This window comes from Priestia sp. SIMBA_032, assembly GCF_046535215.1.
GTDB lineage: Bacteria > Bacillota > Bacilli > Bacillales > Bacillaceae_H > Priestia > Priestia aryabhattai.
This window is the reverse complement of sequence record NZ_JAWRXD010000005.1, coordinates 1-13,926: the sequence shown is the minus strand read 5'-3', so window position 1 is coordinate 13,926 and position 13,926 is coordinate 1. Positions and strand designations below refer to the sequence as shown.

12 protein-coding genes and 1 pseudogene are annotated in these 13,926 nt (G+C 39.4%); all 13 read right to left on the bottom strand.

The genetic code is table 11. The features are described 5' to 3' along the window. Window positions 1-219 precede the first annotated feature (219 nt). Window positions 220-705 carry a dihydrofolate reductase gene (locus tag SB717_RS17100; protein ID WP_074677135.1) on the bottom strand — a complete coding sequence of 162 codons (486 nt, stop codon included), beginning with the start codon at window positions 703-705 and terminating at the stop codon, window positions 220-222. After that, entirely contained in the window at window positions 702-1,496 is a 795-nt protein-coding gene (locus SB717_RS17095) for a thymidylate synthase (protein ID WP_013058746.1), read from the bottom strand. The genes SB717_RS17100 and SB717_RS17095 overlap by 4 nt, the downstream gene beginning before the upstream one ends. Before the next feature lie 350 nt (window positions 1,497-1,846). Further along, complete coding sequence (gene purU / locus SB717_RS17090) at window positions 1,847-2,749, bottom strand: formyltetrahydrofolate deformylase (protein WP_098622426.1); 903 nt, start codon at window positions 2,747-2,749, stop codon at window positions 1,847-1,849. Then, the gene (locus SB717_RS17085; protein WP_182005749.1) at window positions 2,746-2,904 is read right to left on the bottom strand and encodes a hypothetical protein; all 159 of its coding nucleotides are present in this window, start codon (window positions 2,902-2,904) and stop codon (window positions 2,746-2,748) included. The genes purU and SB717_RS17085 overlap by 4 nt, the downstream gene beginning before the upstream one ends. A 131-nt stretch (window positions 2,905-3,035) precedes the next feature. Next, window positions 3,036-4,841, bottom strand: a complete 1,806-nt coding sequence (locus SB717_RS17080) for an IucA/IucC family protein (protein ID WP_410904287.1) — start codon at window positions 4,839-4,841, stop codon at window positions 3,036-3,038. Next, window positions 4,838-5,992, bottom strand: coding sequence for an MFS transporter (locus SB717_RS17075; RefSeq protein WP_074677143.1), 1,155 nt, complete (start codon window positions 5,990-5,992; stop codon window positions 4,838-4,840). The genes SB717_RS17080 and SB717_RS17075 overlap by 4 nt, the downstream gene beginning before the upstream one ends. A gap of 3 nt (window positions 5,993-5,995) precedes the next feature. Further along, the gene (locus tag SB717_RS17070; RefSeq protein WP_410904285.1) at window positions 5,996-7,285 is read right to left on the bottom strand and encodes a lysine N(6)-hydroxylase/L-ornithine N(5)-oxygenase family protein; all 1,290 of its coding nucleotides are present in this window, start codon (window positions 7,283-7,285) and stop codon (window positions 5,996-5,998) included. Then, window positions 7,258-7,857 carry a GNAT family N-acetyltransferase gene (locus tag SB717_RS17065; RefSeq protein ID WP_074677147.1) on the bottom strand — a complete coding sequence of 200 codons (600 nt, stop codon included), beginning with the start codon at window positions 7,855-7,857 and terminating at the stop codon, window positions 7,258-7,260. Before SB717_RS17065 ends, SB717_RS17070 begins: the two co-directional genes overlap by 28 nt. Continuing rightward, entirely contained in the window at window positions 7,854-9,608 is a 1,755-nt protein-coding gene (locus SB717_RS17060) for an IucA/IucC family protein (protein ID WP_410904283.1), read from the bottom strand. Before SB717_RS17060 ends, SB717_RS17065 begins: the two co-directional genes overlap by 4 nt. Next, on the bottom strand, window positions 9,586-11,106 hold the full coding sequence (locus tag SB717_RS17055) for a pyridoxal phosphate-dependent decarboxylase family protein (RefSeq protein WP_410904281.1): 1,521 nt from the start codon (window positions 11,104-11,106) through the stop codon (window positions 9,586-9,588). Before SB717_RS17055 ends, SB717_RS17060 begins: the two co-directional genes overlap by 23 nt. 1 nt (window position 11,107) lies before the next feature. After that, complete coding sequence (locus SB717_RS17050; RefSeq protein WP_410904280.1) at window positions 11,108-12,472, bottom strand: aspartate aminotransferase family protein; 1,365 nt, start codon at window positions 12,470-12,472, stop codon at window positions 11,108-11,110. 261 nt (window positions 12,473-12,733) lie between these two features. Further along, window positions 12,734-13,426 (bottom strand): copper homeostasis protein CutC, encoded by a 693-nt coding sequence (locus tag SB717_RS17045; protein WP_410904278.1) that lies wholly within the window; start codon window positions 13,424-13,426, stop codon window positions 12,734-12,736. Between the two features lie 251 nt (window positions 13,427-13,677). Next, window positions 13,678-13,926: pseudogene (locus tag SB717_RS17040) on the bottom strand (hypothetical protein); the annotation flags it as partial.

Genomic DNA, 13,926 nt, shown 5'->3' with positions numbered 1-13,926 from the left:
ATCTCATCTAAAGACGTCTAATATGAATCCCTTTTTACACCGCTGTCGATTTCCGTGCAAGACTTCTCCTTGCCCTCCAATCAACCGCTAAAAGCAACTACATACAGTAAACCTAGGTTCACCGTCACAAAGAAAAGATCCGAACGATTCATCGTTCGGATCTTTCTTCAACTGAAATATTTTTGTCCCAGACTCGCGTTTTTTTATTAATAAGAGAAATTAGCTTCGGTCGTATACGGTAAAATAATACGTGTAGGGATTTTTTTCATTTTGAATTCCTTGTGTTTTTGAAACAACTTTCCATTCGCTTAGGTTAACCGCAGGAAAATGTGTATCTCCTTCAAAGGATTCTTCAATATGCGTAATATAAAGTCGGTTTGCAACGTCTAACGTTTGCTCATATAGAGTAGCTCCACCTATCACAAACAGCTCGTCTTCTTTTTGAGCATCTAATGCTTCTAGTTCCTCAACTGAATGAATAACGGTTGCTCCTTCTTGCTGATAATCTTTTTGACGTGTAAGAACCACATTTTCACGATTAGGAAGCGGTCGTCCAATTGATTCAAATGTTTTTCTTCCCATCACGACCGTATGACCCGTTGTGACGCTCTTGAAATACTTCAAATCTTCCGGAAGGCGCCATGGCAAATCATTATCTTTGCCGATAAGCCCGTTTTGATCCATTGCGACAATCAGAGAAATCATACGCTTACAGCTCCCTTGATATGAGGATGCGCATTATAGTCCACTAATTCAAAGTCTTCAAATTTAAAGTCAAAGATAGACTTTACATCTGGATTGATTTTCATTTTTGGTAATGCATGAGGCTCACGCGTTAACTGCAGGTTTACTTGTTCGATGTGATTGCTGTAAATATGCGCATCACCAAACGTATGAACAAAATCACCTGGCTCTAAATCACACACTTGTGCCACCATCATTGTCAGCAGCGCATATGAAGCAATATTAAACGGTACGCCTAGGAAAATATCAGCTGAGCGCTGATACAATTGACAAGACAATTTGCCGTCCGCTACATAAAACTGAAATAAGCAGTGACAAGGCGGCAAAGCCATATTGTCTACATCAGATACATTCCAGGCGCTTACCATTAAGCGGCGGGAATCAGGATTGTTTTTGATTTGATTAATAACATTTGTAATTTGATCAATTTTTTCTCCGTCCGGCGTTGGCCATGAACGCCACTGATGACCATACACAGGACCAAGCTCGCCGTTTTCATCCGCCCATTCATTCCAAATGCGCACGCCGTTATCCTGTAAATACTTAACGTTTGTATCTCCTTGTAAAAACCAAAGCAGTTCATGAATAATTGATTTCAAATGAAGTTTTTTTGTCGTTAATACCGGGAAACCTTCTTGTAAATTAAAACGCATTTGATAGCCAAATGTGCTAATTGTACCTGTTCCTGTCCGATCTTCTTTTTTTGTTCCATTTGCTAACACATGCTCGCAAAGTTCAAGATATTGTTTCACTTCCGACACTTCCTTTATTAAAAAGTCCTTTTCTATTGTATAAGTGTTCACAGGCTAAGTAAACAACTAAATCTCAGCTCATACAGAAAAGTTCTTTATCATTTAGATAAGCGATTCGCTCAGAAAAAACGAGACTGAGACATAACGAAATCAATTAAATAATCGAGTATAAATTGCTTATGAGACCGCGGTTGATCTCCGTGAAAGCGCTAGAAGCAACTAAACAGATGAAGCCTACTTTTACTATGACCATAAAAAAATCCGAACGAATTTCATTCTCTCACAAGAATCTCGATTCATCGTTCGGATCTTTCTTCGGCTAAACTACTTCTTTAACAGCTTAGTATTTGTTAATTAAATACAATTGTGCGGTTTTCATGAACTAAAATGCGGTCTTCTAAGTGCCATTTCACAGCGCGTGCAAGCACCGTACGTTCAATTAAGCGTCCTTTTTTCTTTAAGTCATCCGCATCATCACGGTGGTTCACGCGTTCAATATCTTGTTCAATAATTGGTCCTTCATCCAAGTCGTCCGTTACATAATGAGACGTGGCCCCAATTAATTTTACGCCTCGTTGATATGCGCGTTCATATGGACGTGCTCCAATGAATGCCGGTAAGAATGAATGATGAATATTAATGATGCGATATGGGTTTTCAGCCACAAAAGTCGGCGTTAAAATTTGCATATAACGCGCCAAGATAATTACGTCAATATCATAATCTTTTAATACTTGAAGCTGCTTTGCTTCTGCTTCTTGACGTATGTCTTTTGTCGCTGGTATATGCTTAAACGGAATGCCAAACGATTCAACTACTTCGCGTGCATCTTCGTGATTGCTTACAACGACCGCGATGTCTGTCATCAAGTCTCCGCTTTCCCAAGCCCACAGCAGCTCTAGCAGACAATGAGGCTCTTTTGAGACAAAAATAGCTGTTTTTTTCAAATTATGAGCATATGTAAACTGCCAGTTCATTGAAAATGTATTGGCAATCTTTTTGAAGCTTTCTTCTAGTTTTACTTCTTTAGCTAATAAATCCTCACATTCAAATTCGAAACGGATAAAAAACATGCCGCCTTCATGGTTCGTTGAATGTTGACTTGATTCTACAATATTTGCACCGTGCTCATGTAAAAACGTAGAAACAGCCGCTACAATGCCAGGCTGATCCGGACAACTAATTAGCAGGCGACCACGATTTTTATATTTCTCTTTATATGAAGTTAAATGTTTTTGAATATGCGATTTCATGTAATTCCCTCTCTTTTTTTAAATATACAGACAATTGTACCATTATCCTTGCAGCGATGCGACATTGAAATAAAGCTGTGACAAAAGAAAACCGAAACGTTTGCTTCAGCTTGTGTGCCTGTTGTTCTGAAATCTACTCCAATTAAATCGTTCATTTACTCACCTTTATATTCTATACATACCTAAAATGAGTGTTTCCTAAAGTACTGTAGCTCATCCTCTTCTCTTGCTGCTTTTGAATCAAACATAAAAAAGCGGCTAGCACAACACCAGCAGCTTTTCCTTATTATTGCACAGCTTTTTCACTAACTTCATGCAAGGCATTTCTCACCGTACCATATTCGCTTGCGTGAGGGCGATCTCCGTCATCTTCGTATCCGTAATCAAACATTCGATTTCGATTTAACGTTAATTTCGTAATGGTTGGGCGTAATAAATCAAACAGTTCAAATCGTTTTTTCAAATGTGGAAATGATGCTTGATAATGTAAAATTTCTGCTCGTACACTTTTCCAAAAGTCCGCTTCTTCTACGCCTTCATGCTCTTCTAAAATAGTCGCTAAATAGCGGAAGTGACAAACAAATAGCCCTGTTAAAATAAATTGCGTCAGTCCTTCCGGCTCTTCGCTGCGCAGCACTTCTTTTAATTCAAAAGATAGCTGCTGAATCTCTTCAAAGGGCTGATCGCTAATATTCACGTCGTCTACAAAATCTTTCATAATAATTCGAACCGGCTTGTTGTTTTTAAGAACCAGTACTGTATTTTGTCCGTGCGGGGAAAATACGGTACCGTATTGATATAAGTAATGAAGAAGCGGCGGCAGGACAGCGCTGGTTAACTCATCAATCCACTCTTTAGGAGTTAATCCTGACTTTTCAATATATGATGAAACAAAAGCTTTCCCTTCACCGTCAACATGTAACAGCGCAGCTAGCGTAATCGCATGCTCTCCTTCTTCTAACTCTTGATAAATACTTTCACGCCAAACGACTCCAAGCATTTCTAAATACTGATAAGGCGCGTTTCTAATAGAAGCAAACGTCGGCTGAGTTACGTTTAACGTAGCCACTTCACCTAAAAGCCCTACTTTGCACGTATCTTTTAAAAACGCATCGCGATCTCGTATACCTTTTATGTGCTGAGTGACTTGAGGAGCAATGACCGTCCGCTCACTTGGAAGGCCTCTGTACACAAGCGTATTTAATATACTCATTGGAAGCTTTACGTGATACTTGTCTCGATTTGTTGCATTCACAAATGTACGAATCGACTGCTGAGGCAAGTATTGATCCTTTCCTTCCCCTAAAGGAACAATTAAATCATTTGCAATGTATTCAGCGAATAAAGGAACAATCACGTTCATCCACTGCCATTCATGGACCGGAATATAGTAATAGTCCGCTGCTAAAAGGTCTTGGCTTGTTAATTCTTTTTCAAATTCAGCTAGCGTCTCACCGCTTAGCTCCTGCTTCATGACATCATCAAAACCGAGGGTATCTAATGAATGAAACGAAGCAATTTGCTTCGCAACAGCAATCCATGAAAGCTGAATTTTTTGTTTTTGCTCAGGTGCAAACCGCAGATAATCATCATAGCCAAATCCAATGCGCCCTTTGTTGTATGTAATCCAAGGATGTCCCGTCATTTCACCTTCTAGCTCTGCATAATCCATATCTGCTAATTCATCCGCTGATTTACGATTTTGCAAATGCAAATCTGCTACTAATGTATGAAAATATTCTTTTGCTAAGTGACCTGCAGTTGAGCTAGACATTCCTTTGTCTTCAGATAAGCTAATTAACAGCTGCAGGGCTTCGGAAAATGTGGGCGTTAACGTTTTAGATGCTAGCTCAATACTTTCTGGCAGTACTGAAAAACTATCAAACATTCGCTGTTTCGCTTGATATGTATACGTAACGCCTCGGTGATCTTCCCATTGATACGTAGCAATCGCACCCTGTTTTTGCAGTTGTTTCGGCTCAATAATATGTTCATACATGAATTCCTGCAGCATTTTAGCTAAAAGCTGCCGATTTGCTTTCTCCCATGATTGCTTATTAAATACGGAAAGATTCGTTTCTTTGATTTTCATCCTTCATTCTCCTTTACTTGTCTTAGAATAGGAATTGTTTTATTTCGCAGCGGCATCACAGCGCTAGCGGCTAGCAGAGCCACCGCTCCCGTTACTAAAGGAAATGCTAAATCCAGTTTGCTGATTTCTAATGCTAAAATCGGTGCAATTAGCAGGGCGATATTTTGAATAGCAATAAGCCAGCTGTAATGGTAAGCAGCCTCTTCTTTACTTTTTCGAAATAAATAGATATCCAGTATAACCATGCTGAGATAAAACCCGGCTCCATATAAAATTCGGCTGATAATAAACACGCTGAGATGATCAGCATATGCTTGCAAACACAGCAGCAAAACACTAGCACCCGTTATACTATAAAAAAGCGGTATAACTTTGCCGTTCAATAGTTTAATAGGTACCGTAAGCTTTAAGACAATCGCCATAATGCTCGGCATCGCGTATAACAAAGCGCTGCCTTGACTACTCATGCCATATGTTTCATGTGTAAACAATGTAAAATAAGGACGAATGACATTGTGTCCAAGGTGAAAAAAGAAAATAGCCAGCAAATAAAAGAAGATTGGCTCGTTTATGCTTTGAATGGACGGTGTTTTCTCTGTTTTTAAAGTTGATGCTTTTCCTGTTAAGAGCCATACGGCCAGTACCATATCAGCTAAAGCAAAGTATTGATATACTTTAAGCGGCATTTCCCATGCAATAACCGTACTTCCAAACAAGCTAGCGACAATAATAGCCGTATGAACAATAAATACATAGGTTGTTGCAGCACTTGCCTTTTTCCGTCCTTTTTTCATGCCTCCTACTAAATATGGGTATAAAAGATATAAACTGCTTTGAAATACAAGCAGCACTAGGGAAGTAGCTAAAAATCCATAAAAAGTAGAAACCTCGCTCAAAATGACTTTAATTAAGGCCGTCATTAGAAGTGACGTTACAACTACATATTTTACGTTCCATTTCTTAAACAGCATTCCCCATAAAGGTGTCATGACAATGACCACAATCCGGCAGCAAATAATGAAAAAAGACGTCATCATCACTCCATCTACATGAAATGCATGTGTAAAATACTGTGGATAAAATGGTGATAATAATACTTCTGACGTCATCGTCATAAACAAGCAGATAAAAACAAAACGCGCAGAAATCATTTCTTAAAATCCAAACTTTTGGAAAACAGTATTTTTAGATATTTTGTACACGCTTTTGCCTGCAATTTGGTTAATCAAAACAGCATTGCGATAAGCGCCTAAACCTAAGTCTGGTGCTCCAACCCCGTGTGTATGAAGCTCTCCGTTTTGAACAAATAGCGGAGCGCCTTTTTTCTTCATCTCAACTTGATAGAATTCGCTAATTTTCAGCTGTCCTTTTTCATCAAACTGCAAATGTTCTTTTAAATCTTCCATAAAAGCAGGCTCTTTTGCATAATAGCCCGTAGCCATAATGACAATTTCACTTTCTTCTTTTTCAAATGAGTCCTGCTCGTATTGGTGAAGAGTCAGAAGATGTGTATCGTTTGTCTTTTCAACGTCTGTAAGTTCCGTAAGCGCGCGCATCGTTAGCGGCACTTCTTTTCCGCCAATTGTTCGTTCGTAAATCAAATCATAAATATTCCCGATTGTTTCAAAGCTTATTCCTTTATAGAGAAGCGCTTGATTTCGTAAAACGCTCTCTTTTTTCTCTTCGGGCAATCTGTAAAAATAGCGGGTATAATCAGGTGAAAAATGTTCAAGGCCAAGCTTTGAATATTCCATCGGATAAAATCCTTTTGAGCGCGTATACCAATTCAGCTTGTAATCAAATTCAGGCTGCTGTTGAAGTAAATCATAGACAATTTCAGCTGCGCTTTGACCAGAGCCAATTACGGTTATACTTTTAGCCTGCAGCGTTTGCTGACGCTTCATTTTATAATGAGCGGAGTGATAAAACGTATCGCTTGCCACTGTTTGAAAGTCTCTTGGCACCACAGGCTGAGTACCTACTCCAGTAACAAGATGATAGCTGTAAAAGGTATGAAGTCTCCCTTCTTTTTCAACCGTTACTTCGTAGTAAGGTTTAGCATCTTCATGCATTTTCACTTCTTTTACTGTGCTGCTAAACTCAAGCCCACTCAGCTGGCTCGCTACCCAGCGGCAATAGTGATTGTATTCATTTCTCGGAATATGAAACTTCTCAAAAAAATAAAACTGATACAAGCGCTCATGCTCGTGCAAATAATTCAAGAAGGTGTATGGATTCTTCGGATCCACCATCGTGACCACATCTGCCATAAACGGCACTTGAAGAGTTGTTCCTTCCAAAAGCATTCCTGGATGCCAATTAAACTCATTCTTTTGATCAAAACATTTATATGTACAATCTGTTTTATCAATTAAAGCTGCTAATCCTAAATTAAATGGACCAACTCCTACTCCAATTACGTCCAAAATGTCCCGTTGTTCCATTCGCTCCACCTTCTTTCAAATTCTTCTCTTTCACATTTCAGCAGTACACCTGTTTTATCAGGCAGCGACACTTCTTTTATAAATTGAAAGCCGCATTTTTTAAATACTGAAATCATTTTTTCATTTCGTATATCTGGCTCCGCTATTACTTTAGCAGTGTCTGCTACGTTAAACTTGTGCTTTAGCAAACTAAGAAGGAGCGGATAAATATAGCCTTTTCCTAAAAAAGCAGGTTCTCCAATCAATAAATGAATTCCTTGATCCCCTTTTTCATAAGGATAATAGTTACTGATAATATCGCCTTCAACCGTATAAGATTCCCAGTAGCTCATAGGTACACCGTCAATTTCTCCAATTAGCAGCTTTTGATGGGAATCTGCTAAAAATGTTTTTAAATGCTGCTCGTACGCCTGTTTTGAAATATTTAAATTCCAATACGGAATAACATGCGGTTCATGCATCCACTTGTACAGCCGTTCGAAATCTTTTGCAAAAGAAACAGAGCGAAAGGTAATGCTCTGCTCCTTTTGCTGAATCATAAATGGATACTGCGTTTGTAAGGCTGATTTCATACACGTACACCTGCAGATTCGTACAATGGATTCTCGACATTTACATAAACAGACTGTGTTTCAAGAGAGCCTACCAGCTCATCCATATCATGAACGCGCGTTAAGAAATTGGCTTTGCAAGGAAGCACTTTCTCTTCTAACATTGATGAAACAAGCCCTGTATGATCTTTTTCTTTGTACATCTCGATCTCTTGTCGCAAAATCAATAGCAGATCTGACTCTTGAACGAGGCCAGCTGCACCAAAAGCGTTAACTAATCCTAAAATATGATTAAAAAATACGTAATAACGAAATCTTTCTTCTGCTACAGTGTCATCACATACCGTATCGCTTTCTACATTTAAGGAAGGAAGCAGCTTGCGAAGCTCTTGTTCCTTTGATTTCATAAAGTAATAGCCTTGGTTGTCGCGGTAGTAAAACACCGATGGATATCCGTTTTTATCAAATTTAATAACGGAATTTTGCTGATGAGCTTCCAGTGCAATTCCTTTTTGAGTGTAAAGCCACATCATAGGATGAAAAGAGACATCTAAATAACGTTTAAACCAGCGTTTGCTTACGTCTTCAGTCGTGCTATTTTCATTTGCAGCAATATGGTTAATAATATTATCAATTTGAGAAGCCTCTCCAAACACGTGATCTTGACACAAACTGGCTAGAAGTGTGGTACGATCCCCTTGCTTGCCTTGAAAAGGATTGCTTCGAATCATGACTTCAAATCCAAGCTCCTTTTCTCCAAGCGTGATGTAAGCAGGGTCTTCAATTACTTGAAAATCCGGGTAATTTTCTTGAAGCTCCGCCTGTAATCCTTTTTGCAACAAACGGCTAACTTCTACCCCTCTGCTTAATTCTTTGCGTTTATTCACTCTCAGTGAATTAGTAATCTTCACCGGAATAGAAAATTTGTACATCACATCTGCATCTTCACTGTATACGGTTCGAACAGATGAAGTCGGGTAAAACGGCTGACCGTGTGGCCCTAGATAAGCAAGCCTGCCTTTTTGAATCCAGTCACACACTTCTTCTTTTCCTAAAAGATAACGAGCTTGCAGCGGATGCATAGGTATAAGTGAATAACCGTCCGCTTGGCAATGAGACTGTATGAATTCTTCAGAAACCGCCTTATCTTTTTTGAGCTGCTCTTTAATAAGATGTGCAGCAGTTTGGCTCCCGGCGGACTGTTCTGCAACGAGAGATGCATGTGCTTTAAAATAATGAAGCTGAAATTTGCCGTTCACTTCAGGCCCAAATACCTCTTCTTCTTCAGGCAATATCCCTTGACGGCTTTTAGGTGTTGGATGAAGCTGATGCCCAATAAGCAATGACTGCTCAGATTCTAAGAACGTTTTGTCCCATTTATAGCACGTTTCTAACTCTTTCTGTCTTTTTTCAATGAACAATTTCATATTTTCGTAGCTTAATAGCACACGTACAATTAGCTCATTCACCTGTAGTAAATGATCTGTTACTTCTTTTAAAAGAAAGGCTAAAAGAGTGACGACATCTAACTCCTTGAGCTCCTCTTTCTGAATGCGGTAATAAAAGACCGGAAAGAACAAGTGACGTCCGGTAGCTGAGCGGTACTTTACTGGAAAGTAAAGAGTTACCGGCTGTTTTTCTAGCCTAAGAACGAGCGTTTCTTCGCTTTTTATTTCTGAAACGGACTGCCATGCTCCCTTACCTGTTTCTCGAATATAGCAATTAATAATATTTTGCATCGTAATAAAATTAGCCGATAACTGAGCGTTCACGTAATCGCTCCTCCTTTTTCTCCAACTCTTTTCCTAAAGCCACGACTTCCTCTAACTGAGTGGCAACAGAATCAACTGTAATCATAGGATTTAACATCGTTAGCTTTAAATAAGCTTGCTCTTTATGCTTTGTTTTTGCCATGATAAAAGTGCCTTTTTCATATAAATGCTGCTGGATACGCTGATTTAACTTATTTTCATAGTGCTGCTGTTTTTGACAATCACTATATAAAGTATCTGGCACATAGCGAAATACAACCGCGTTCATATAAGGATCATTTAACACCGTAATATTCCTCTGCTTTCGTAAATGTTCAGCTGTCTGCTTAGCCGTTTCAATCGTATGATCAACCATTTTTCCATACTCATTTGTACCTACTGCACGGAAAGTCAGCCATAGCTTCAAGGCGTCAAATCGTTTGGTCGTTTGAATACTGCGATCTACCAAATGTACATGCTCATCTTCTTCAGGATTTAAATAATCTGCATGAAGCTGAATGTGTTTGAACATAGCTGAATTCTTCAGCAAAAATGCCCCGCAGCTTACTGGCTGATAAAACCACTTATGAAAATCCATCGTAATAGAATCTGCTCGTTCAAGAGCTTTTAAGCGTTCACGATATTTATGTGAAAATAGCAGCGCTCCTCCATAAGCGGCGTCAGCATGAAGCCAAAGCCCTTCTTTTTTAGCTAGCTCACTTATTTCAAAAAGAGGGTCTACGCTTCCAAAATCCGTCGTACCTGCCGTTGCTACAACAGCAAAAGGAAGGTTTCCCTGTGCTTTGACTTCCCGTATTGCTTCTTTTAAATTTTCTATATCCATCTCGTGCTTCTCATTGCACTTTACACTCACCACCGCATTCATGCCCAGTCCAAGCTGAGCTGCAGATTGCTGCACCGTAAAGTGGGCTTTTTCGGAGCATAAAATCCGCAGTTTTTTAGCTTGGAACGGCAAGCCTTCTTCACTGACATCAATTGAAAATACAGAATGACAATATTCATTAAGAGCAAGCAGAAGTCCCATATAATTCGACTGCGTACCTCCGCTTGTAAAAACACCCGACGAAGAGCTTGGATAACCAATTTGTTTTGTTAACTCATCAATCACTCGATCTTCTATATAAGTAGCTGCCGGACTTTGATCCCACGAGTCCATAGATTGATTCAAAGCAGAAATCATCACTTCCGCAGCAAGGGCCGGTATAATCGGAGGACAATGCAAGTGCGCCATTGCCCCGGGATGCGAAATATGAAGCGAATGATTCATCACTAAGGCTTTTACGTCATCAAAGAGATCTTCTAGCGGCTGTTCATGCTCGTTAAAATAGACGGACCGATTGACTAAGTTTGATAACTCGTTAACATCAATGTGAGTGTAGGGAATTTTTAATTGATAGTAGTGACGTTTAATCATCTCAGTCATTCCGCCTATCATCGCTTCATAATTCTCGAGGCTTTCTTTTGATGATGATAAAAACCACTTTTCAAACGGCGCCATTCTATTTATTCACCCACTTCTCTTCTGCTGCTTTTACCGCTTCTTCAAATCTCGTCAATATTTCATCCGTTTGTTGTTTCGTTAAAATTAATGGAGGAAGCAAACGAATAACAGCACCATGCCTTCCACCGACTTCTAAAATGACGCCTCTGTCAAAACATTCTCTTTGAATCAGCTTAGCTAGCTCACCGTTTGCAGGATGACTGCCGATTTTATTAGCCGGCTTTGTTGCGTCTATGATTTCAATGCCCAGCATCAAACCTCTTCCGCGTACATCGCCAATCGACAATACTTGCTTTTGAATATGTCTTAGCTGACTTTGAATATAGGCTCCCAACTCATGAGCATGTGCAGGTAAGTTTTCTTGTTTTATAAATTGCAGAGTAGCTCGTCCTGTAGCCATCGCAAGCTGATTTCCTCTAAATGTGCCGATATGTGCACCTGCTTCCCATTGATCAAGCTTTTTATCATATAGAACAACGGATAAAGGCAAGCTTCCTCCAATCGCTTTAGATAGTACTAATACATCCGGTTCAATATCAGCGTGCTCGAATGCATAAAGCTTTCCTGTTCGCCCGATTCCAGTTTGAACTTCATCGACAATAAGCGGAATATTTCGTTCTTTTGTAATTCTGCGAAGCTCTTTTAACCATGGAATCGGCGCTGGAACAGAGCCTCCTTCTCCTTGTACAATTTCTACCACAACACCCGCTGGAGTCACAATTCCGCTTTCCGGGTCATCCAGCATATTTTCAATATATGTACTAATGTACGTGTGACCTTCACAACCTACGCCAAACGGGCAGCGGTATTCATATGGATAAGGTAAAAAATGTGTATCAGGTACTAGCGCATGAATGTGCTTTTTGGGACTCGTTGTACCGCTGATGCTTAACGTTCCGTGCGTGGAGCCGTGATATCCCCCTTGAAAAGACAAAATCGTTCGGTTGCCTGTTGCTGTTTTTACAAGCTTCAAAGCCGCTTCAATTGCGTCTCCTCCAGTTGGACCGCAAAACTGGATTTTCGCTTTATTTGCAAAGTTTTCTGGTAAACTAGCGAATACTTCATCAACAAAAGCTTCTTTTACAGGCGTTGTTAAATCTAATGTATGTAAAGGAATAGATTTTGCTAAAACGTCTTGAATTGCTTCATGAACTACGGGATGGTTATGACCTAGAGCAAGCGTGCCGGCTCCGGCTAAACAATCAATATACTCTTTTCCATCCATATCCGTGATCACGGCGCCCTTTGCTTGCTTAATCGCAATAGGAAGGCGTCTCGGATAAGATCTTGCATTAGATTCTCGTTCATTTTGCATAGCAAGCAGCATTTCATTTGATGTAAGTTGTTTCGTTGACGTTGACATATCATATCCTCCTGTTTATTCAATTGATAATGATTTTCATTAACAATTACAACAATAAATGATAATGATTATCACTGTCAATGATTATTCTGAAAATATGAAATTATTCCTATTCCACTCCAGACGTTTAAAAATATAGCATTCTCATACGTATCAAGGGTTTGATAGAGTTTGTGATGTTTTCCAATTAGGGAAAACTATGTCATAAGTCCTTTTTTATTTGCAAATAAAAAAGTGCTACAATTTCTTGTAGCACTTCTGTTACTTTTGTTTATTCATCGTCTCTTTTGCAGCTTTTACACTCCTTGGGTCAAGCGGTTTCGTATATTGACAATTCACTCGAACTCCTGAACCAATACGAATTTCTTTCACGGGAGTAACGGATAAGAACGCTTGAAGATTTTCAGGTTTCAGCCCTTTTGTCCCGATTAAAATAATATCTTTATCTTTCATTCTTCTTAACAGTTTTTTAATATGAGGAATACCGTTTAGTGCACTTTTATCCGCTCCTGAAGTCATGACACGCTGAATTTGCTTATAGCTTAAAAGCGTTTCAAGCGCCTTTTCTTGATCACTGATTTCATCAAATGCTAAGTGGAACGTTACATTCATTTCTCCTGCCGCATCCAGCAGTCGCTTTAAAGCTTGCTCATCAATATTTTTGTCTTCTGTTAAACAGCCAATTTCAATTCCATCAATGCCAATTTCTCTCGCATAGCGAATATCTTCAATCATTGTTTGCAAATCATCTTCATCATATTGAAAAGATTGATTATGTGGACGAATCATCACAAATATTGGGATATGTATCGTTTCTTTCACTTTTTTCATCAAACCGTAGCTTGGGGTTAAGCCGCCTTCACCGATTCCAGTTACAAGGCTTATACGATCGGCACCATGTTCCTGGGCAACTTTAGCATCATGTAAGGTTGCAGCTGTGACTTCTAATATCATTCTAAAAACACCCTTTCCCCTTTAATATAGAGCTTTTGCCTTCTTTTCCCTGTATTTATACTTAAAAAACTCTACCAAACTCTCTTATGTAAGAAAACACCCAAAAGATGTGATTAATATTTTCAAAAAATTGAATGTCATGGAAAAAGAGTAAGAACTATTCTTTTTCTCATGACGTTTCAATTAATAAAATTCTATATTTATACTAAAGATTCAAAAATACATCCCTTTTATCTAGGGTAAAGGGTTTATTAAAAAGAACGTGGATTTGTTTGCTGCATGAACATCCACTCATTTAAAGAATGAGGCTGCTGATGACCAACTGGTGCTGAGAAATCGCGGCATCCGCAATCATGCATCGGCATTTGACCCATTCCTCCGTGCATTGACGGCATTCCTCCCTGCATCGGCATCTGACCCATTCCGTGCATTGGCGGCATTCCTCCTTGCATCGGTATCTGACCCATTCCGTGCATTGGCGGCATTCCTCCTTGCATCGG